Below are 19,541 nucleotides of genomic sequence, written 5' to 3' on the forward strand. Positions count from 1 at the left end.
CTCAGACCCACTCGCCGTCGCGCATCAGGACGCGTCCGGCGATCTCGTCCACCTCTCGCCACGCCTGGACGCGCTGCGGCCGCAGCACCAGGTAGACGTCGTCGGCGCCGCCCGGGCGCGGGTCCCAGTCCGCCTGGGCGGCGTAGCCCTCGGCAAGGTCCGCCGGCGCCTCGGCGACCCGGGCCGAGCGCTCGAGGACGGCGTCGATCATCACGACGTCGCGCGTCGCGCCGAGCGAGAGCCGCGCGGTGCCGGTGGCGAGCAGGTTGCGGCCGGTGCGCGACGTCGCGTCGAGCGCGAGGACGAGCCGGTCGTCGATCCAGGCCAGCGACAGCGGGACCAGGTACGGCACGGGCGTGCCGTCGGGCGCGTTCGACGCCGTGGCGACCCAGACGTCGCGGACGGGGCTGTCCAGCATCGCCAGCGTGTCGGCCAGGCGCTGCTCACGCGTGCGGGGACCGGGGGCGACCTGCGGGTTCGTCATGGCGCCATCCTGCCCGACCCGGTGCGGGTCGGGCAGGGGCTGGGCAGAGAGCTGGGTGGTTCAGGCCTGCGGGACGTAGAGCGCCAGGGTCTGCGCGACGAGGGCCGGCCTGTCGGTCCCCTCGATCTCCACGGTGACCGTGGAGGCCAGGCGCACGCCCTGGGGGACGTCCTCGGCGCCGGTGACCTCGGTGGTGGCGCGGACGCGGGACCCCGCCGGCACGGGCGTCAGGAAGCGCACCTTGTCCAGGCCGTAGTTCATCGCCATGGCGACGCCGCCCACCTCGACCAGCGACGAGGCGAGGTGCGGCAGCAGCGACAGGGTGAGGAACCCGTGCGCGATCGTCGTGCCGAAGGGCCCCGACGCGGCGCGCTGCGGGTCGACGTGGATCCACTGGTGGTCCGCGGTGGCGTCGGCGAACGCGTCGATGCGCGCCTGGTCGACCGTGAACCACTCGCCCGTGGCACGCTGCCCCACGGCGTCGGCCAGCGCGGCAGGCGAGGCCACGCGGATGCTCATGCCTTCGGCCCGCCGGCCACGTAGAGCACCTGCCCGGAGACGAAGGACGCCTCCTCGGAGCAGAAGAACGCCGCCGCGGCAGCGATGTCCTCCGGCTGGCCGACGCGGCCGACCGGGACGTCCTTGGCCGCAGCTGCGTGGAACTCCTCGGGTGTCATGCCGATGCGCTCGGCGGTCGCGGCGATCATGTCGGTGGCGATGACGCCCGGCGCGATGGCGTTGGCCGTGACGCCGAACTTGCCGAGCTCGATCGCGAGCGTCTTGGTGAAGCCCTGCATCCCGGCCTTCGCGGCGGAGTAGTTCGCCTGGCCGCGGTTGCCCAGCGCCGAGGTGCTGGACAGGTTGACGACCCGTCCCCAGCCGGCGTCGACCATGTGCTTCTGCACGGCCCGCGTCACGAGGAAGGCCCCGCGCAGGTGGACCCGCAGGACGTCGTCCCAGTCGTCCTCCGTCATCTTGAACAGCAGGTTGTCGCGCAGGATGCCGGCGTTGTTGACCAGGATGGTGGGTGCGCCGAGCTCGTCGGTCACGCGGGCGACCGCGGCGGTGACGGCGTCGGCGTCGGTGACGTCCACGCCGACGCCGATCGCGCGCCCGCCGCCCGTCGTGATGGCCTCGGCGGTCTCGGCGGCCTGCTCGGCGAGGAGGTCCAGGACGGCGACGGCGTGCCCGTCGGCGGCGAGCCGGCGGGCCGTCGCGGCGCCGATGCCGCGCGCCCCTCCGGTGACGATCGCGGTGCGGGGCTGGTCGGTGGGCATGCAGTGTCCTCTCGTCGATGATGATGCTGGCGCAGCGGTCCGGCGGGCGCGAGTCGAGGCGTGGGCGAGACGTCGTCGTCCGCGAAGGTCAGCATACCGACCGCGCGGTATGTTGCAAGGGAGGTCGGCCTTCCTGAGGGTAGAGGGTCGTGACGCGCGGCGGCCGCGGGGCGGGGCGAGGGCGGGGTGAGGGCCCCCGGCGGGGCGGTGGCGGCCGTCCGCGAGGGGCTGACCTGCCCGGTTGACAGGGTGGTCGTCCCGGACGAAGACTGAGGTTCTTCGAACAGATGTTCGAAGGCTGACGTCTCAGGTGACCGTCGGCGCGAGACCCACCTCCGGTCCGTGACCGGAGGTGACCGGGCACTGCGGGGGGGAGCGTATGACCGTCGTCGTCCCCGACCGTGCGGGCAGCACGACCAGCACCGCCGCCCGGCACTCCCGGGCGCTGGCCGCGCTGCGGGCCGCGGAGCTGCGCACGGGCGCCGTGCCGGCCGTCGCGCCGGCCGGCACCACGCCCGTCCGGGTGCCGGCGGTCCGCGTCCCGGTCGTCCCGGGCCCTGAGGCCCCGCCGACGTCCGGCGCTCCCGGGCGCCCGGGACGGCCGGTCCACCCGGACCTCGCCGTGCTCCTGCCGGGCGGTGTGCTGCGCGGCGGGTCCACCCTCGCCGTCCGGGGATCGACCACCCTGCTGCTGGCCCTGCTCGCCGGGCCGTCCGCGGACGGCGCCTGGGTGGCGTTCGTCGGTGCTCCGACGGTCGGGATGCTCGCGGCCGCCGAGGCGGGGATCGACCTGACCCGCACGGCGCTCGTCCCGCGCCCCGGGCCGGACTCCCCCCTCGTCCTCGCCGCCCTGCTGGACGGCATGGACGTGGTGGTCGTCGGGCCGCAGGCGGCCCTGTCCGCCGCCGACCGGCGCCGGCTGACGGCCCGCGCCCGGGAGCGCGACGCCGTCCTGGTGTCCCAGACGCCGTGGCCGGGGGCGCACGTCACCCTGGACGCCCGCGGCGGGTCCTGGTCCGGGGTCGACCACGGCGGCGGCTGGCTGCGCCGGCGCACCCTGAGCGTGCTGCGCACCGGCCGCGGGGCGGTGGCACGCCCGGTCGAGATCGACGTCGAGGTGCCGGTACGGGCGGAGGCCGTGGTCCCGGCAGAGACCGCCGCCCAGGAGGTCGCCCAGGACGTCGTTCAGCACGTCGCTCAGGACACCGGGCCTCTCACGGCCCGCGAGACCCTCGGCGCGGACGGGGCACCCGAGGCGGACGGGCCACGGCCCCCCGGCGGCCGCCCACGGCTGCGGGTGGCCTGATGCGCACCGCCGTGCTCTGGGTGCCGGACTGGCCCGTGGTCGCGGCGCTCGCCGTCGCGGGCCTGGACGCGCACGTCCCGGCCGCGGTGCTGGGCGCACGCTCGCGCGGGGGGTCGACGGCGGGGCACAGCGTGGTGGCGGTGTCCGCCGTCGCCCGTGCCCAGGGGGTGCGCCGGGGCATGCGCCGCCGGCAGGCGCAGGAGCGCTGCCCCGAGCTCGCCCTCCTCGACGTCGACGACGCCCGCGACGCCCGGGAGTTCGAGCCGGTCGCCGCGGCGGCCGAGACGGTCGTGGCGGGCCTCGAGGTGGCGCGCCCGGGGCTGCTGCTGCTGCCTGCCGACGGCGCGGCCCGCTACCACGGCTCGGAGCGGGCGCTCGCCCGCGAGCTCGCGGGCGCCGTGGCGGAGCACACCGGCTACGAGTGCCAGGTCGGCGTGGCCGACGGGCTGCTCACGGCGGTGCTCGCGGCGCGCCAGGACGCCGTCGTCCCCGCCGGCGAGGCCCGCGCGTTCCTGGCCGGCCGCCCGGTGGGGGACCTGGTGCACGCGGTCACCGACCCGTCCGGGATCACCGCCGTGCGGGAGGCCGCGAGCCTGTGGTGGCGGCTGGGGCTGCAGACCCTGGGCGACCTGGCGGCGCTGCCCGCGGCCCAGGTGCGCTCGCGGTTCGGGGACCTCGGCCTCTGGGCGCACCGCCTGGCCTCGGGCCAGGACGTGCGCCCGCCCGCCCGGCGACGGGTCGAGCCGGAGCTCGTCGTCGCCGAGGAGCTGGACCCGCCCGCGCTGCGCGTCGACGTCGCCACGTTCGCGGCCCGCCGCCTCGCGGAGCGGCTGCACGGGCTGCTGGCCGCGCGAGGCCTGGCCTGCGGCCGGCTGCGCATCACCGCTCGCACCGAGGACGAGGAGCTCGAGCGGGTCTGGCGCACGGACGCTGCGGCCGGCGGGATGAGCGCCGCCCGCATCACCGACCGGGTGCGGTGGCAGCTCGAGGGCTGGCTCACGGCGTCGGCGGCCGGGCGGGGACGCCCCGGTGGGCCGGGCGCCGGGAGCGCCGTCCCCGTCGTCGCGCCGATCGCGCACCTGGCGCTCGCCGCCGAGGAGGTGGCGCCCGCCGGGGCGCTCCAGCCCCGGCTGTGGGGGCCCGACGCCGGCGAGGACGACCGGGCCCGCCGGGCGCTGGGCCGGGTCCAGGGACTGCTCGGCGGGGACTCCGTCCTCACGGTCGCGCTGCAGGGCGGCCGGGCCGCGCACGAGCGGGTGCACCTGGTGCCGTTCGGCGAGGACGCCGCCCCCGCCCGCGACCCGGCGCTGCCGTGGCCCGGGGCGCTGCCCAGCCCGGCCCCCGCCGACCTGCTGCCCGACCCCGCCCCGGCCCGGGTGCTGGACGACGCCGGTCGTGACGTCCTCGTCGACGTCCGGCTCGCGATGAGCGGCGAGCCGGACGTGGTGACGTGGCTGCCCGGGCTGCCCGGGCAGCCCGGGCAGCCCGGCGCGACGGAGGCCGTGGCACGCCGGGTCGTGGGCTGGGCGGGGCCGTGGCCGCTCGCCGAGCGGTGGTGGTCCGCCGGCGACGGGAAGCGCCGCGTCTACCTGCAGGTGGTGCTCGACGACGGCCGCGGGCTCCTGGTCGCGCAGTCCGGCGGCGACTGGCACGTGGAGGCGGTCTATGACTAGCGCCGGCCGGTACGCCGAGCTGCACGCCCACTCGGCGTTCAGCTTCCTCGACGGGGCGTCCCACCCGGAGGAGCTCGCGGCGGAGGGCGCCCGGCTCGGGCTGGAGGCGCTCGCCCTGACCGACCACGACGGGCTCTACGGCGTCGTGCGCTTCGCCGAGGCCGCCAGGAAGGTGGGGCTGCCCACGGTCTTCGGCGCCGAGCTGCACCTGCACGCCCCGCAGACGCCGGGCGCCGCCCCGGGGACGGCCGGCAGCCGGCCCGTGCTGGACCCGCCGACCGGCGTCCCCGACCCGCGGGCCACCCACCTGCTGGTCCTGGCCCGCGGCGCCCAGGGGTACCGCAACCTGTCCCGGGCGATCGCCACCGCGCACCTGGACGCGGGGGTCAAGGGCAAGGCGCGGTACTCCCACGAGCAGCTCGGCGCCGAGGCGGACGGCGGGTGGCTGGTGCTCACCGGCTGCCGCAAGGGCGCGGTGCGTCAGGCGCTGACGGCGACCGGCCCGGGCGGGGGCGTGCGGGCGGCGCGGCGCGAGCTCGACCGGCTCACGGCCGCCTTCGGGCGGGACAACGTCGCCGTCGAGATCACCGCCACCGGCGACCCGCGCGACGCCGACCTGCACGACGCGCTCGCCGACCTGGCCGCCGCCGCCCGCCTCCCGCTGGTCGCGACGACGAACGCCCACTACGCGCGCCCCCGCGACGCCGACCTCGCCGGGGCGCTCGCCGCGGTGCGGGCGCGCTCGTCGCTGGACGTCATGGACGGCTGGCTGCCCGGCGGGCCCGTCGCCCACCTGCGCTCCGCCGCCGAGATGCGTGCGCTGCACCGGCGCCACCCGGCGGCCGTGGAGACGGCGGCGGCGCTCGCGGCCGAGTGCGCCTTCGACCTGCACCTCGTGGCTCCGCGGCTGCCGCCCTACCCGGTGCCGGCGGGCCACGACGAGGCGTCCTGGCTGCGCGAGCTGGTGCGCCGCGGGGCCACCGAGCGCTACGGGCCCCGGCCCGGCCCGCGAGGGGCGGGGAGCAACGGGGTGGCGAACAACGGGACGGGGAACGGCGAGGCGGGCAACGCCGGGGCGTGGGAGCAGATCGACCACGAGCTGCAGGTGATCACCGACCTCGAGTTCCCCGGCTACTTCCTCGTGGTCTACGACCTCGTGGAGTTCTGCCGGCAGCAGGGGATCCTGTGCCAGGGGCGGGGGAGCGCCGCCAACTCGGCCGTCTGCTACGCGCTCGGCATCACCGCGGTCGACGCCGTGAAGCACGGCCTGCTGTTCGAGCGGTTCCTCGCCCCCGAGCGGGACGGGCCGCCGGACATCGACGTCGACATCGAGTCCGGGCGCCGCGAGGAGGTCATCCAGCACGTCTACGCGAAGTTCGGCCGCAGGCACGCCGCGCAGGTGGCGAACGTCATCTCCTACCGCCCGCGCTCGGCCGTGCGCGACGCCGCCCGCGCGCTCGGGTACGACGCCGGCCAGCAGGACGCGTGGAGCAAGTCGATCGAGCGCTGGGGGTCGCTGCGGGGGCCGGACCCGGTCAGCCCGTCGGCCGACCGGAGGACCAGGGACGCCCGGGCTGCGGCCGGCGCGCCGCCCAGCCGGACGGAGGAGAAGGACGCCCGTCTCGCCGCGCTGTGGGGGCAGGCCGAGGCGCTGCCCGCTCCGGGGCCACGGGTGACCGACCCCCTCGCGCAGGACGAGGGCGAGGTCCGGCGGGCCGACGACGCCCACGACGTCGTGCCCGCCCGGCGGCCGCCCTCGGCCGAGGAGGAGGGGCAGATCCCCGACGCCGTGCTCGACCTGGCGGACCGGATGCTGCGCCTGCCCCGCCACCTCGGCATCCACTCGGGCGGCATGGTCATGTGCGACCGGCCGGTGGTCGAGGTCTGCCCCGTGGAGTGGGCCCGCATGGAGGGGCGCACCGTGCTGCAGTGGGACAAGGAGGACTGCGCCGACGCCGGCCTGGTGAAGTTCGACCTGCTCGGGCTCGGGATGCTCACCGCCATCCGGTACGCGTTCGACTCGATCGCCGAGCACACGGGGGAGCGGCTCACGCTGCACGGCCTGCCGGACGACGACCCGGCGGTGTACGACCTGCTGTGCGCGGCCGACACGGTCGGGGTGTTCCAGGTGGAGTCGCGCGCGCAGATGGCGACGCTGCCGCGCCTGCGCCCGCGGACGTTCTACGACATCGTCATCGAGGTCGCGCTCATCCGGCCCGGGCCCATCCAGGGCGGGTCCGTGCACCCGTACATCGAGCGGGCGCGGGGCCGCGAGCCGGTGACCTACCTGCACCCGCTGCTGGAGAGCTCCCTCGGCAAGACCAAGGGTGTGCCGCTGTTCCAGGAGCAGCTCATGCAGATGGCGATCGACGTCGCGGGGTTCACCGCCAAGGAGTCCGACCAGCTGCGCCGGGCGATGGGTTCCAAGCGGTCGGTCGAGCGGATGGAGGAGCTGCGCGGCCGGCTCCTGGAGGGGATGCGCAAGAGGGGGGTCGACGATGCCGACGTGCGCGAGCAGATCTACGACAAGCTCAAGGCGTTCGCGGACTTCGGCTTCCCCGAGTCGCACGCGTACTCGTTCGCCTACCTCGTGTACGCGAGCTCGTGGCTCAAGGTGCACCACCCGGCCGCGTTCTACGCCGGCCTGCTCGCCGCGCAGCCGATGGGGTTCTACTCGCCGCAGTCGCTGGCCGCCGACGCCCGCCGGCACGGCGTCACCGTGCTGGGCCCGGACGTCAACGCCTCGGCGGCCCTGGCGCGCGTGGAGCGGGACGAGGGAGCGCCGGCCCCGGGTGCGACCCTCGCCGGCGGGGACCAGGGGTTCGGCCCGGAGCCGGACCCGGCCCTCGCGGTGCGCCTGGGCCTCGGCGCGGTGCGGGGGATCGGCGCGGAGCTGGCGGAGCGGATCGTCGCCGAGCGGGACACCGACGGCCGGTTCCGCGACCTGCGCGACCTCGCCCGCCGGGTCGGGCTGTCCACGGCCCAGCTCGAGGCGTTGGCCACCGGCGGGGCGACGACGTGCCTCGGCGTCTCGCGGCGCGAGGCGCTGTGGGCCGCGGGCGCGCTCGGCCAGGAGGGGCCGGGCACGCTGCCGGGCGTGAGCGTCGGGGTGGACGCCCCGGCGCTGCCGGGCATGACGCCGCTCGAGATCGACGTCGCCGACGCGTGGGCGACGGGGATCACCCCCGGCTCGACCTCCCCGCTCGAGCACGTGCGCGACGGGCTCGAGCAGGCCGGGGTGCTGACCGTGGCCCAGGTCGTGGCGACCGAGCAGGGGCGCCGGGTCGCGGTCGGCGGGGTGGTCACCCACCGGCAGCGCCCCGGCACCGCCGGCGGCGTCACCTTCCTGTCCCTGGAGGACGAGACCGGGCTGCTCAACGTCATCTGCACCGCCGGGCTGTGGCGCCGGTTCACGACCGTCGCCCGCGGTGCCCCGGCGATGGTCGTGCGGGGACGCGTGGAGAGCGCCGACGGCGCGGTCAACCTGCTCGCCGAGCACCTCGCCCCGTTGCGCCTGCCCGTGGCGACCCGCTCGCGGGACTTCCGGTGAGCAAGCCTCGTGTCCGTCCCCCGGCGTACGTTCGCACCATGACCGACCTCCGGGTCGAGCCGGCCACCGCCGACCGGTTCGACGACGTGGCCGCGCTGCTCAACCCGCGCGGGCGCGACCAGGCGTGCTGGTGCCTGCACTGGCGCCAGCCGGGCGGGTTGCCGCTCGGCCGGCGCGAGGACCATCTGCGCGAGCTCTGCGGGCGCGCACCCGCTCCGGGCCTCCTCGCCTACCTCGACGAACCGGGCCCCGACGAACCGGGCCCCGACGAACCGGGCCCCGACGAACCGGGCCCCGACGAACCGGGCCCCGACGAACCGGGCCCCGACGAACCGGGCCCCGACGGCCCCAGCGCCCGCGAGGGCACGCCGGTCGGGTGGGTCGGGTGCGCCCCGCGCACGGGGGCGCTGAGCCTGCAGCGGTCCCGCGTGCTGCCGCGCGGCGACCCGGGCGAGTGGCCGACGTCGTGGGTGGTGATGTGCTTCGTCGTCCGGCCCGGGTACCGCCGTCGTGGTGTGGCGCGGGCTCTGCTGCGCGGCGCCGTCGAGTACGCGCGGTCGCAGGGCGGCCGGGTGATCGAGGGGTTCCCGGTCGAGCCGGAGCCGGGCCGGCGGGTGCCGGTCAGCGCCGCGTTCGTCGGGACGGTGCCGTTGTTCGAGTCGGTCGGCTTCGACCGGGTCGGGGACACCGCCGCCACCAGCGGCAGGCTGCCCCGGTGGGTGCTGCGGCGCGACCTCACGGACGCCTGACCCCACCCGGCCGGACGGGAGGGTCGTCGACCGCGTTCACCCGCCCGTCGCCTGCCGGCCGGCGTGGCGCCACGCCGTCGCAAGGCCGCCCGGCGAGGCTCGAGGCATGCAGCCACGCCGCACCGTCGCCACCGCCGCTCTCGTGACCGCCGCCCTCGCCGTGGGGGTCGCGACCGCCGCGCCGGCGGCCTCGGCCCCGGGCAACGGCGGCCGGGACTTCGACCTCCAGGCGCACCGGGGCGGGGTCGCGCTCACGGTGGAGAACACGCTGCCGGCGTTCACGAACGCCCTCGAGCTCGGGGTCAGCACCCTCGAGCTCGACGTGCAGATCACCGCCGACGGCCACGCCGTCGTCACCCACGACCGCGACCCGAACCCGGCCAAGTGCGTCGACACCGCCCCCGCGTTCCCCGGCGACCCCGAGTTCCCGTACGTCCCCGGCGCCACGTACATCAAGGACCTCACGCTGGCCCAGGTGCGCACCATCGACTGCGGCTCGCTGCGCCAGCCCCAGTTCGGTGGCCAGGAGCTGCACCCCGGCGAGCGCATGCCCCTGCTGTCGGAGGTCTTCGACCTGGTGAACGACTACCGGGCGCGACAGGTCACCCTGAACGTCGAGACGAAGGTCGAGGCGGGCGCACCGGAGCAGACCGCGCCCCGCGAGCAGTTCGTGCAGGTCGTCGCCCGGGAGGTCCGCGACGCACGCCTCGGCGGTCAGGTGACGATCCAGAGCTTCGACTGGGGATCGCTCATGCGGATGCGCGAGGTGGCGCCGCGGCTCCCGGTCGTCGCGCTGACCAACGGCCCGCAGTTCCTCCAGCAGGGGCAGGACGGCGCCTCGCCGTGGCTGGGCGGGCTGGACATCGACGACTTCGAGGGCTCGCTGCAGCAGCGGTTCGTCGCGGCGGCGGCGTCGTTCGGCGCCGACGCCGTGTCGCCGGTGCACGGCGACCCGCAGGACGGCGCCGTCGACGACCCCGGCTACGTCCCCTTCACGACCCGCGAGCTCGTGGACGCCGCCCACGCCGAGGACATGCGGGTGATCCCGTGGACGGTCGACGACCGGGCCACGCTCGAGTCGCTCATGGACCTCGGGGTCGACGGCATCATCACCGACCGGCCCGACCTGCTGCGCACGGTCATGGCCGAGCGCGGCCTGCGGCTCCCGAAGGCGTACCCGGCGCCCCGGGGGCGGTAGGGCCCGGCGGCGGCTCCGCCCCCGGCACGGGAGGCCGGCCACCGGACATGGTCGCCGGTCAGTCGCCTGGTCAGTCGCCTGGTCAGTCGCCGGTCATGGTCGCCGGCGATGACACATGTCATGGACGTGGCGTGCGGAGGACACGAAAAGCGGTGACGGCTCGGCACTACTGCGCGGCGCTCGCGGCCGGTGGACTGGTCCCACGACCACACACCCCGACGTCCGCCCCGACAGGAGCACACCATGTCCCTCATCGACACCATCCAGGACCTCGTCGCGCAGGTGCCCGATCTCGTCCAGCCGCTCGTCGTCGCGGCGGCGGGCGCGATCCCGTTCGTGGAGGGCGAGGGTGCCGTGGCGATCGGCATCATCGGCGGCATCCACCCGGCGCTCGCGGCCGTCGCCGCGATGGTCGGGAACTTCCTGTGCGTGGCCGCGCTCGTGCTGCTCAGCTCCGGGGCGCGCAACGCCGTCGTGACCCGGCACCGCGCCAACGTCCGAGCGCGGGAGGCCGTGACGGTCGGCGGCGGGGCGGGCGCGGGGTCGCGGCCGGCCGAGGGATCCGGGACGGCGGCCGGCGAGACGGCCGGCGAGGGCCGAGGGGTCGAGCGCCGGGCGAAGTTCCAGCGCGCCTACGAGCGCTACGGCGTGCCCGGCGTGAGCCTGCTCGGCCCGCTGCTGCTCCCCACGCACTTCACGGCCACCATGCTCGCTGCCTCCGGCGTCGGCAAGGCCCGCATCCTGGTCTGGCAGGCGGTCGCGATCGTCGGGTGGACCACGCTGACCGCGCTCGTCGTCAGCGGGGTCCTCTCCGCCGTCGGATGACGAGGGCTGACGTGACCCCGGCTGACGAGGGGCGAGCGGCCCCGGTCGTCGTCAGTCGCGGGTCGCGGTGGCCCACACCGTGCCGGCCGGGTCGACGAGGCGCACGGCGCGCACGTCGTGTGCCGCGCCGTCCAGCACCCCGCCCGTCGAGCACGACCCCGACGTCACGACGCAGCGCCCGAGCGCGACGTCCCGGCCGGCCGCGCCGCCCTCGGGCCGGTCGTCCTCGGCCCCGTCGTCCTCGGCCCCGACCGTGACGACGACGTCGTAGGCCGCCGCCGCGCCGGGGTCGCGGACCAGCACGAACACCCACGACGGCTCGCCGTCGTAGAGGAAGACCGTGCCGACCGACCTGCCCGGGCCCGTCGACGCGTCCCCGGCGACGAGGTCCGCCGCGGCGAAGTAGTGGCCGTCCGCGACGTCGAGCGTCTCGCGGTACGACGCGGCCAGCTCCCGGTCCGGTGCCGTGGCCCACCACGTGCCGACGCCCCCGGCGACGACCAGGGCGGCGGCCGTGGCCGCGACGAGGACACGCCGGGTGCGGTGCCGCCGGACCGAGGCGGGCCGGGCCGGGCCCGCCGCGTGCAGCCGGGCCAGCACCCGCCCCTCGAAGTCGGCGGAGGGGTCGCGCTCGGGGGCCAGCAGCAGCAGCTCGTCGGCGGTCTCGGCGAGCGACGACAGCTCGTCGCGGCAGCGCCCGCAGCCGGCGAGGTGGGCGGACACGGTGGCGCGGGTGGCGCCGTCGGCGACCCCGGTCGCGACGTCGGTGAGGGCGTCCCGCAGCTCGCCGCACCTCGTGGAGCCGGTCATGGTGCGCCCACCTCCCGCATGGTGGCCAGCTCGTCCCGCAGGTGCCGCAGCCCGAGCCGGACGCGGGTCTTCGCGGTGCCCAGGGGGACGCCGGTCCGCTCGGCGATCTCGACGCCCGTCAGCCCGAACACCGCCGCGAGCACCACCGCCGTCGCCTGCTCGGCCGGAACGCGCGCGAGGGCGGCGTCGAGGGTGGCGCCGTCCGCGACCCGTTCCGCGAGCCGGTCGGGGCTCGCGATCGTCTCGGCCATGACCGCCGGGTCCACGGGCAGGTCCCGGCGCACGCGCAGGACGTCGATCGCCGCGTTCCGGGCGATCGCCAGCAGCCACGTCGTCGCGCGACCGCGCCGGGCGTCGAAGGCGTCGGCGTGCCGCCACGCCCGGACGAAGGCCTCCTGCGCGACCTCCTCGGCGACGGCGGGAACGCCGACCAGCAGGAGGGCGAGCCCGTACACCTTCCCCTGGTGCCGGCGCACGAAGACGGCGGCCGCGTCCGGGTCGTCCGCGGCCATCCCGGCGAGGAGCGTCTCGTCCGACACCGCCATGTCCTCGTCTACGTGCCGACACCCCCTCCTGGATCTCCACGTCCCGGAATCCGTGACGGATGCGCCTCGAGTCGTCGCGGGAGAGATCCGTCGGGCGGTCCGGGCCCGTAGGTACGGGAGAGGGCGGCGGGTGCACGGCCCGCCGTCGGGTCGGGACCGACCCCACGAGGAGGGACCATGTCCAGGCTACGAGGAACCGGGCGACGAGGGGCGAGGACTGCCGCCGCCGTGGCGCTCGTCGCGATGTTCGCCGCGGGATGCGGCGACGACGGCGGAGGCGGCGGCGAGCAGGCGGGTGGCGAGGCCGTCGGCTCCGGCGGCATGACGCTCGAGATCACCGCCCCGGAGGACGGGGCCGAGGTGGAGGTGCCGTTCACGGTCGAGCTGGCGTCGAGCGAGGAGCTCGGGCCGACCGACACCGGCGCGCACCACGTGCACGTCTTCTTCGACGGCGACGACGCGGAGTACATGGTCGTCGAGGGCGACAGCGCCGAGGTGACCGACCTCCCGGACGGGGAGCACGTGGTGAACGCGTCGCTGCGCAACGCCGACCACTCGCCCGCGGGCGTCGAGACCGAGATCTCCGTGACCGTCGGCGGGGGCGGCACCGACGACACCGGGGACGACGGCGGCCTCCCGGGGTACTGACGTGCCTGACGACCAGGTTGCCGACCCGGGTGCCGATACCGACCCGGAGGCCGGCGCCCACGGCACCCTCGAGCGCAACCCGCGGCCGGCCCGCTGGTTCCACGCGGGCGTGTACGTGACCGTCCTCGTCCTGGGGGCCACGGGATGGTGGCTCCTGCTGGGCCGCGAGGGCAGCCCGAGCGCGCTGGCGCGTGCGACGGGCGTCTCGGACGCCGACCTGCACACCGTGACGGGCTGGGTGCTGGCGGCGCTGGTGGCGGTCGGCGCGGTCGCCGGCGCCCGGGGGTGGCGCACCTTCTGGCGCGAGTCGGTGCGCTTCCGCCGCGGCGACGGGGCGTGGTTCCGGCGCTGGCCCGCCGCCGTGCTCACCGGGCGCTTCGGCCGGCACGAGGGGCGCTTCGACCCGGGGCAGCGGGTGGCGAACCTGGTGCTGGTCGCCACGCTGCTCGCGCTGGTCGTCACGGGGGTCGGGCTGGCCCTCGTGAGCGGCGGGCCGGCGTTCGTCTGGCTGGTCCGCGTGCACCGCTGGTCGACGTACGCCCTGACGCCCGTCGTCGTCGGGCACGTGATCATCGCCGCCGGGGTGCTGCCGGGGTACCGCGGGGTCTGGCGGGCGATGCACCTGGGCGGCCGGCTCCGCACGACGGACGCGCAGCGGGTCTGGCCCGGGTGGACGGAGCGGCAGGAGCGTCGTCGACGGCGGTGAGGCCGGTCATCTCGGCAGCGGGACCAGCGCGCAGATCTCGAAGGTGTCCCGCCCGCGGCGCAGCAGGTAGCGGCAGCGCTCGCTCGTGAGCTCGGCCGCGAGCTCGTCGACGTACGACCACCGCACGTCGACCCACAGCAGCGCCCAGCCGACCTCCTCGAGGGACACGACCTCCGGGACCGCGGCGACGGCGTCGCGCGCGTCCGTGGCGGCCGGTCGGCCGTGGTCGAGCTCCCGCACCTGCTCCGGCGACTCCAGCAGCGTCGTGCGGTCCTGCTCGACGAGCAGGGCCGGGAGGTCGAACCGGTCGGAGATGCCCTCGAGGTCACCGGCGTCGAGCACCGCGCGGTGCTGGGCGAGGTACGCGCGCAGGGCGTCGCCGTCGTACCCCGCGACCGGCCGGACCGTCATGCGGACCACGGTAGGCGCGGCCGGGGTGCCCGGCACCCCGGCCGGGGCCTCACCAGGCCCTCACCGGTCCTCACCGGTCCTCACCGGCCATCACCAGGCCTGGGCGAACACGTCGGCGAAGAGCTCGTCGGGGTCGGCGTCGAGCCCGCGGGCGGCGAACCAGGCGCAGACGTTGCGGCAGTCGCGGTGCAGGAGGTCGGCCCCGAACGGGTTCGCCACCAGGTCCACCACCTGCGGCAGGTCGATGATCACCAGGCGCTCGCCGTCGGCGGGGTCGACGAGGATGTTGTAGGGCGACAGGTCGCCGTGCGCCCAGCCGAGCCGGGCGACGACGCCCATGGCGCGACGGAGCTGGTCGAACCAGTCGGCGAGCAGGTCCGGCGCCGGTCTCGCGCGCGCCAGGCGAGGCGCCGCCTCGTACCCGCCGCCGTCGGCCGGGCCGCCCACGAACTCCATGAGGAGCTCCGTCCCGTCGATCTGCACGGGGTAGGGGACCGGCGCGCCGGCGTCCCAGAGCGTCGCGAGGGCGCCGAACTCGGCGTCCGCCCACTGGGTCGCCGCGACCGCCCGGCCCCAGGAGGACTTGCGGTCCTCGACGGCCCGCTGGTCGCGGGTGCGCCGCACGCGCCGGCCGTCGGTGTACTGGCCGTCGCGGTGGAACTGGCGGTGGTCGCGGCCGCGGTACCGCTTGGCGGCGAGCAGGCTGTGCCGCGTCGGGTCGCCGGGCACGGCGCGCTCGACGAGGTGGACGTCGGCCTCCTTGCCGGTCTTGAGGACCCCGAGCTCGGTGTCGAGCGCCGCGTCGGCGACGACGACCCAGTCGGGGCGGGGCTCCGGGCCGCGCTGGCCCTTGGTCACGGACGTCCAGGTCGACCAGCGCTGGCCGGGGCCGGGCTCGGTGACGGTCGTGTCGGTGAGGTCGCCGAGGTGGTCGGCGAAGCGGTCGTGAAGGTGGTGCTCGGGCACGTGAGGTCTCCTCGGTGGGCGAGGAGCCGTACGAGGCTCCTCAGCAGGGGGTGCTGTCCGCCCGCCGGGCCGGTGCCGGGAGGGCGCGGATGACGACGTCGTCCATCGGTCTGCCCTCCTTCTCACGCGTGCTCGCGTGTTCTTGCTCGAATGTTCCCGTGTGCGCTGGCGCGGCCGGTGCTCGCGTGCCGCCACGCTCGCGTGCCGCCACGCTCGCGTGCCGCCACGGAAGACCCTGACAGGCCGGCCGCGCGCGCGTCGAGGGAATTTCCGTACCGTGCGGGGATGGGAGCTCCTGGGGAGGGACGGGCCCGCGGCGGGTTCGTGCCGGTGGCCGACGACGTGCTGGTGCGCACCAGCCGCCGGGCGAGCACGACGACGACGCTGGTGCTCGGTCGCCTGCCCGCTCCGCAGGGCCCGGCCCCCGGACCTGCGGCCCGGCCGGCGCTCCTGGTCGACCCGGCGTGGGCCGCCGACGAGCTCGCGGCGATCGCCGACGAGGTCCGGGCGGGCGGTGTGCGCGTCGTGGCGGGCTTCGCCACCCACGCGCACCACGACCACCTCCTGTGGCATCCGCGGCTCGGGGACGTGCCGCGGTGGGCGACGGCGACCGCGGCGGCCGTCGCGCGGCGGGAGCGCCACCGCCTGCTCGCCGAGGTGCGGCGGGACGAGGAACGCGACGCCGGTCCGCCCGGTCCGCCCGGTCCGCCCGGTCCGCCCGAGCCGCTCCGCGAGGTCCTCGACCTCGTCGCGCGCGTGCGCGCCGTGCCCGCCGGCGCCCCTGGTGAGGACCCGCCGGTGCTCCCCGGTCTCGACGGGCTGCCGGCCGTCCACGTGGTCGAGCACGACGGGCACGCGCCCGGCCATGCCGCGCTGTGGCTGCCGGGGAGCCGCGTGCTGGTCGCGGGGGACATGCTCAGCGACCTCGAGCTGCCGCTGCCGTGCGACGAGATCACCGGGCGGGCGGACGTGGGCGCCTACCTCGCCGGCCTGGACCGGCTCGCGCCGTACGTGGTGAGGGCGCGGGTGCTGGTGCCGGGGCACGGCACCCCGACCGACCGGCCGGGCGAGCGTCTCGACGCCGACCGGCGCTACCTCGACGCCGTGCTCGCCGGGCGGGCCGTGGACGACCCGCGCCTGTCGCACGACGGGATGGCGGCCGAGCACGAGCGCCTGCGGCGCGTCGTGGCAGGCCGGGCGCCGGGCGCCTGACGGCCGGCCGTCAGACGCCGAGCAGCGACTCGCTCGTGGCGAGCGTCCACGCGGTGGCCGACTCCCACACGGCGGCCGTGTCGAAGCCCATCTGGTCGAGCGCGGCCCACCCCACGCCGAGCAGCGCGTACGCGCTGACCGGCGTCATGACCAGCCACTCGCGCCACGACCCGGCGTCGCCGAGGACCGGCAGGGAGATGTTGCCGCCGTCGCGCCACACGTCGTCGAAGGGCATCCACCGGTACCGGCGCACCCAGGTGGGGGAGCGGAACTTCAGCGGCCACAGCAGCGGCACGCCGCGCGTGGTGAGCATGTCGCCGAGGATGTGGACGGCGCAGCCGAGCCCCACGCAGAACGGCATCCAGTACCACTCCTCCGGCGCGAAGACGGCGACGGCCGCGGCGAGCGAGAGGGACAGGGTCCACGTCCACCAGCGGCGCTGGCCGGTGAGCTTGAGCGCGCGCACGGCGAACGCGACGAGCAGCACCGCCATGATGCCGGGGCCGACGAGCACGTCGCCGAACGCCTCGGTGCGCACCGAGACCAGGCCCATGACCCACGCGATCGCGGTGAAGACGGCGATCCCGAGCAGCGAGTGGGTGCCGTTGCGGTGCCCGCCCGAGACGGTCGCGACCAGCTTCGTGACGCCCTCGGACACGGGCGGCAGCGAGTGGGCGATGGTGCCGTTGTGGTGGTCGGCGTCGGGCAGGAGCGCCGCGCCGGCGCACACGAGAGCGCCCGTCATGACCCCGACCTCGGACACGGGGTACCACCCGAAGGCGATCGGTGTCGTCGAGGTCACCGCCACCCAGGCGGCGGCTCCCGATGCGGCGTGGTGCCCACCCATCATGTCGAGGGCGCTCCTTCGTCCAGAACCTCACCCTTGACCGATTGGTCCGGGCCGGAGGTGACCGTACACGAGGGGGCCGACAGCGGGCGGCGGGTGTCGCAGGCCGGGTCGTCACGCCTCGCCGGAGGGCAGGGTCCAGTCGTCGGACAGCATCCCGCCGCTCAGCACGCGCGCGGTGTTGACCAGCCCGACGTGGCTGAACGCCTGGGGGAAGTTCCCCAGCTGGCGGCCCGCCGCGACGTCGTACTCCTCGCTGAGCAGCCCGAGGTCGTTGCGCAGGGACAGCAGGCGCTCGAACAGCGCCACCGCCTCGTCGTGCCGGCCGATGCCCTCCAGGGCGCCGGACAGCCAGAAGCTGCACACCAGGAACGTGCCCTCCGTGCCGCCCAGGCCGTCGACGTCGTCGGCGTCGCTGCGGTACCGCAGCAGGAGGCCGTCCTGCGTCAGCTCGCGCTGCACCGCCTCGACCGTGCCGACCACCCTCGGGTCGTCCCAGGGCAGGAACCCGACCCGGGGCAGCAGCAGCAGCGAGGCGTCGAGCCCCGACGACCCGTAGAACTGGGTGAACGTGCCGCGGCGCGCGTCGTAGCCGTGGGTGAGGACGTCCTCGCGGATCGTGGCGCGCAGGGCGCGCCACGCGTCGACCGGGCCGTCGAGGCCGAAGCGTTCGACCCCGCGCACGGCGCGGTCGACCCCGGCCCAGGCCATCACCCGGGAGTGGACGAAGGCCCGCTGCGGCCCCCGGACCTCCCACAGCCCGTTGTCGAGGTCGTCCCAGTGCCCCTCGAGGAAGTCCATGAGCCCCTGCTCGAGGCGCCAGGTGTCGCCGTGCGGCCCGAGCCGCGCGCTGCGGGCCAGGTCGAGGCACAGGAGGACCTCGCCCCACACGTCGAGCTGGAGCTGGTCGGCGGCGCCGTTGCCGACCCGCACCGGCCGCGAGCCCTCGTAGCCCGGCAGCCAGCCGAGCTCGCCCTCGGGGAGCCGGCGACGCCCGTCGAGGCCGTACATGATCTGCAGGTCCGCCGGGCTGCCGGCCACCGCCCTCAGGAGCCACTCCCGCCACGCGCGCGCCTCGGTGACGTGCCCGGTGCCGAGCAGCGCGAGGAGCGTGAACGCGGCGTCGCGCAGCCAGCAGTAGCGGTAGTCCCAGTTGCGCTCGCCTCCGAGCTCCTCGGGCAAGGAGGTGGTGGCCGCGGCGGCGATCCCGCCGGTGGGGGCGAAGGTGAGGGCCTTGAGAGTGACGAGGGAGCGTTCCACGGCGTCCGGCCAGCGTCCGTCGTAGCGGGTGCCGGCGCGCCAGGCGCGCCAGAAGGCCAGGGTGCTCGCGAGGGCGTCCTCCGCCCGCGCGGGCTCGGGCGGCGGGTGCCAGGAGTCGTGGTGGGTGAGGACGAACGGGACCCGGTCTCCCGCGGCCACCTCGAACCGCGAGCGCACGTCGCCGGTGGGCCCCTCCTCGACCTCCACGGCCACGGGGGTGCTCAGCGTGACGGCGTGCGGTCCGGCGACGGCGCCCACGGCGCCGCGCGAGCGGGTCACCCACGGCACGGAGCGGCCGTAGTCCAGCCGCAGGCGCAGGTCGGAGACGACCGGCACCCGGCCCGACAGCCCTTCGACGATCCGCACCATCCCGGGGGAGCTCTCGCGCGGGGGCATGAGGTCGGTCACCCGGACGCGACCGTCGGGCGTCTCCCACTCGGTGTCCAGGACGAGGGTGCCCTCGCGGTAGGCGCGGGTGGTGCACGGGCCCCCCGACGCGGGGGCCAGCCGCCACGAGCCGTGACTCTCGTCACCCAGCAGGGCCGCGAAGCACGCGGGGGAGTCCATGTTCGGCAGGCACAGCCAGTCGACCGAGCCGTCGCGACCCACCAGCGCAGCGGTGTGGAGATCGCCGACGATGCCGTAGTCCTCGATGCGCTGGGGCACGTCGCCACGCTAGGGCGCGCGAGGGCGGCGCGCGATCGCGCGCGGACGTGACCCCGGCGCGGCGTCTGAGAGGTGCGACGACGCAGGTCGGGCGAGCCCTGCCGCTCCTCGCTCCGGGCGTGCGCGCGGACGGTCGCGGTTTGCGGGCCACCGCCCGTCTCGTGCTATGTTTTTCCCCGCACCGGAACGGCGCAAGGCGCTGGTTCGGTCCACTCGTCCGGGTGGCGGAATGGCAGACGCGCTAGCTTGAGGTGCTAGTGCCCTTTATCGGGCGTGGGGGTTCAAGTCCCCCTCCGGACACTCGTTGAGACAGCGACGACGAAGGCCTCCCGGTCCACAACGGGGGGCCTTCTGTCGTTCTCGCACCGTCACCGTCGACGCAGGTCGCGGCGGCTCGGGCGACACGGC

17 protein-coding genes, 1 tRNA gene and 2 pseudogenes are annotated in these 19,541 nt (G+C 76.4%); 10 read left to right on the forward strand and 10 right to left on the reverse strand.

The annotated features are described in order from the left end of the window. Position 1: 1 nt before the first annotated feature. From IEW03_RS06730 to fabG, 3 genes are read right to left on the reverse strand one after another with little or no spacing between them, the layout of a single operon-like run. Positions 2-484: a pyridoxamine 5'-phosphate oxidase family protein gene (locus IEW03_RS06730; RefSeq protein ID WP_188522894.1), complete on the reverse strand. Its 483-nt coding sequence runs from the start codon at positions 482-484 to the stop codon at positions 2-4. 60 nt (positions 485-544) lie between these two features. After that, positions 545-991, reverse strand: coding sequence for a MaoC family dehydratase (locus IEW03_RS06735; protein ID WP_308808202.1), 447 nt, complete (start codon positions 989-991; stop codon positions 545-547). 8 nt (positions 992-999) lie between these two features. Then, the gene (gene fabG, locus IEW03_RS06740; protein WP_188522896.1) at positions 1,000-1,761 is read right to left on the reverse strand and encodes a 3-oxoacyl-ACP reductase FabG; all 762 of its coding nucleotides are present in this window, start codon (positions 1,759-1,761) and stop codon (positions 1,000-1,002) included. Positions 1,762-2,140: 379 nt separating this feature from the next. On the opposite strand from fabG, the gene imuA' reads away from it, so the two are divergent. From imuA' to IEW03_RS06755, 3 genes are read left to right on the forward strand one after another with little or no spacing between them, the layout of a single operon-like run. Then, positions 2,141-3,067 carry a DnaE2-dependent mutagenesis accessory factor ImuA' gene (gene imuA' / locus IEW03_RS06745; protein ID WP_188522897.1) on the forward strand — a complete coding sequence of 309 codons (927 nt, stop codon included), beginning with the start codon at positions 2,141-2,143 and terminating at the stop codon, positions 3,065-3,067. Continuing rightward, positions 3,067-4,740 carry a Y-family DNA polymerase gene (locus tag IEW03_RS06750; protein WP_188522898.1) on the forward strand — a complete coding sequence of 558 codons (1,674 nt, stop codon included), beginning with the start codon at positions 3,067-3,069 and terminating at the stop codon, positions 4,738-4,740. The genes imuA' and IEW03_RS06750 overlap by 1 nt, the downstream gene beginning before the upstream one ends. Next, entirely contained in the window at positions 4,733-8,290 is a 3,558-nt protein-coding gene (locus tag IEW03_RS06755; RefSeq protein WP_188522899.1) for an error-prone DNA polymerase, read from the forward strand. Before IEW03_RS06750 ends, IEW03_RS06755 begins: the two co-directional genes overlap by 8 nt. A 287-nt stretch (positions 8,291-8,577) precedes the next feature. Here the strand turns inward: IEW03_RS06755 and IEW03_RS20635 are convergent. Beyond that, a pseudogene (locus IEW03_RS20635) lies at positions 8,578-8,709 on the reverse strand (hypothetical protein); the annotation flags it as partial. On the opposite strand from IEW03_RS20635, the pseudogene IEW03_RS20640 reads away from it, so the two are divergent. The 3 genes and pseudogenes from IEW03_RS20640 to IEW03_RS06770 all read left to right on the forward strand — a co-directional run. Next, positions 8,659-9,039: pseudogene (locus IEW03_RS20640) on the forward strand (GNAT family N-acetyltransferase); the annotation flags it as partial. The pseudogenes IEW03_RS20635 and IEW03_RS20640 overlap by 51 nt on opposite strands. A 106-nt stretch (positions 9,040-9,145) precedes the next feature. After that, positions 9,146-10,237 carry a glycerophosphodiester phosphodiesterase family protein gene (locus tag IEW03_RS06765; RefSeq protein ID WP_188522901.1) on the forward strand — a complete coding sequence of 364 codons (1,092 nt, stop codon included), beginning with the start codon at positions 9,146-9,148 and terminating at the stop codon, positions 10,235-10,237. A 243-nt stretch (positions 10,238-10,480) separates the two neighbouring features. Further along, positions 10,481-11,062, forward strand: a complete 582-nt coding sequence (locus tag IEW03_RS06770; RefSeq protein ID WP_188522902.1) for a small multidrug efflux protein — start codon at positions 10,481-10,483, stop codon at positions 11,060-11,062. Positions 11,063-11,113: 51 nt separating this feature from the next. Here IEW03_RS06770 and IEW03_RS06775 read toward each other — a convergent pair whose 3' ends face one another. Continuing rightward, positions 11,114-11,872 (reverse strand): zf-HC2 domain-containing protein, encoded by a 759-nt coding sequence (locus IEW03_RS06775; protein ID WP_188522903.1) that lies wholly within the window; start codon positions 11,870-11,872, stop codon positions 11,114-11,116. Further along, on the reverse strand, positions 11,869-12,411 hold the full coding sequence (locus IEW03_RS06780; protein ID WP_229737705.1) for an RNA polymerase sigma factor: 543 nt from the start codon (positions 12,409-12,411) through the stop codon (positions 11,869-11,871). The genes IEW03_RS06775 and IEW03_RS06780 overlap by 4 nt, the downstream gene beginning before the upstream one ends. 183 nt (positions 12,412-12,594) lie before the next feature. Here IEW03_RS06780 and IEW03_RS06785 point away from each other — a divergent pair, with 183 nt between their 5' ends. Then, on the forward strand, positions 12,595-13,065 hold the full coding sequence (locus IEW03_RS06785; RefSeq protein ID WP_188522904.1) for a hypothetical protein: 471 nt from the start codon (positions 12,595-12,597) through the stop codon (positions 13,063-13,065). A 1-nt stretch (position 13,066) separates the two neighbouring features. Next, positions 13,067-13,771, forward strand: a complete 705-nt coding sequence (locus tag IEW03_RS06790; protein WP_188522905.1) for a cytochrome b/b6 domain-containing protein — start codon at positions 13,067-13,069, stop codon at positions 13,769-13,771. 6 nt (positions 13,772-13,777) lie between these two features. Here IEW03_RS06790 and IEW03_RS06795 read toward each other — a convergent pair whose 3' ends face one another. Next, the gene (locus IEW03_RS06795; RefSeq protein ID WP_188522906.1) at positions 13,778-14,182 is read right to left on the reverse strand and encodes a DUF6841 family protein; all 405 of its coding nucleotides are present in this window, start codon (positions 14,180-14,182) and stop codon (positions 13,778-13,780) included. Between the two features lie 90 nt (positions 14,183-14,272). Further along, positions 14,273-15,148 (reverse strand): serine protein kinase RIO, encoded by an 876-nt coding sequence (locus IEW03_RS06800; protein WP_188522907.1) that lies wholly within the window; start codon positions 15,146-15,148, stop codon positions 14,273-14,275. A 285-nt stretch (positions 15,149-15,433) separates the two neighbouring features. Between IEW03_RS06800 and IEW03_RS06805 the strand changes: the two genes are divergently transcribed. Continuing rightward, on the forward strand, positions 15,434-16,360 hold the full coding sequence (locus IEW03_RS06805; RefSeq protein WP_188522908.1) for an MBL fold metallo-hydrolase: 927 nt from the start codon (positions 15,434-15,436) through the stop codon (positions 16,358-16,360). Positions 16,361-16,370: 10 nt separating this feature from the next. Here IEW03_RS06805 and IEW03_RS06810 read toward each other — a convergent pair whose 3' ends face one another. Beyond that, entirely contained in the window at positions 16,371-17,210 is an 840-nt protein-coding gene (locus IEW03_RS06810) for a metal-dependent hydrolase (RefSeq protein ID WP_188522909.1), read from the reverse strand. Positions 17,211-17,321: 111 nt separating this feature from the next. Next, on the reverse strand, positions 17,322-19,133 hold the full coding sequence (locus IEW03_RS06815; RefSeq protein WP_188522910.1) for a glycoside hydrolase family 15 protein: 1,812 nt from the start codon (positions 19,131-19,133) through the stop codon (positions 17,322-17,324). 215 nt (positions 19,134-19,348) lie between these two features. On the opposite strand from IEW03_RS06815, the gene IEW03_RS06820 reads away from it, so the two are divergent. Further along, positions 19,349-19,433 (forward strand) — tRNA-Leu (locus IEW03_RS06820). Positions 19,434-19,541 lie beyond the last annotated feature (108 nt).

Origin of the sequence: Isoptericola cucumis (assembly GCF_014635665.1) — a bacterium.
Classification (GTDB): domain Bacteria; phylum Actinomycetota; class Actinomycetes; order Actinomycetales; family Cellulomonadaceae; genus Isoptericola; species Isoptericola cucumis.

Bases quoted from the DNA above. Each gene is read 5' to 3' on its own strand.
- IEW03_RS06730 (WP_188522894.1), bottom strand. From the start codon at position 484: ATGACGAACCCGCAGGTCGCCCCCGGTCCCCGCACGCGTGAGCAGCGC.
- fabG (WP_188522896.1), bottom strand. From the start codon at position 1,761: ATGCCCACCGACCAGCCCCGCACCGCGATCGTCACCGGAGGGGCGCGC.
- imuA' (WP_188522897.1), top strand. From the start codon at position 2,141: ATGACCGTCGTCGTCCCCGACCGTGCGGGCAGCACGACCAGCACCGCC.
- IEW03_RS06750 (WP_188522898.1), top strand. From the start codon at position 3,067: ATGCGCACCGCCGTGCTCTGGGTGCCGGACTGGCCCGTGGTCGCGGCG.
- IEW03_RS06755 (WP_188522899.1), top strand. From the start codon at position 4,733: ATGACTAGCGCCGGCCGGTACGCCGAGCTGCACGCCCACTCGGCGTTC.
- IEW03_RS06765 (WP_188522901.1), top strand. From the start codon at position 9,146: ATGCAGCCACGCCGCACCGTCGCCACCGCCGCTCTCGTGACCGCCGCC.
- IEW03_RS06770 (WP_188522902.1), top strand. From the start codon at position 10,481: ATGTCCCTCATCGACACCATCCAGGACCTCGTCGCGCAGGTGCCCGAT.
- IEW03_RS06775 (WP_188522903.1), bottom strand. From the start codon at position 11,872: ATGACCGGCTCCACGAGGTGCGGCGAGCTGCGGGACGCCCTCACCGAC.
- IEW03_RS06785 (WP_188522904.1), top strand. From the start codon at position 12,595: ATGTCCAGGCTACGAGGAACCGGGCGACGAGGGGCGAGGACTGCCGCC.
- IEW03_RS06795 (WP_188522906.1), bottom strand. From the start codon at position 14,182: ATGACGGTCCGGCCGGTCGCGGGGTACGACGGCGACGCCCTGCGCGCG.
- IEW03_RS06805 (WP_188522908.1), top strand. From the start codon at position 15,434: ATGGGAGCTCCTGGGGAGGGACGGGCCCGCGGCGGGTTCGTGCCGGTG.
- IEW03_RS06810 (WP_188522909.1), bottom strand. From the start codon at position 17,210: ATGATGGGTGGGCACCACGCCGCATCGGGAGCCGCCGCCTGGGTGGCG.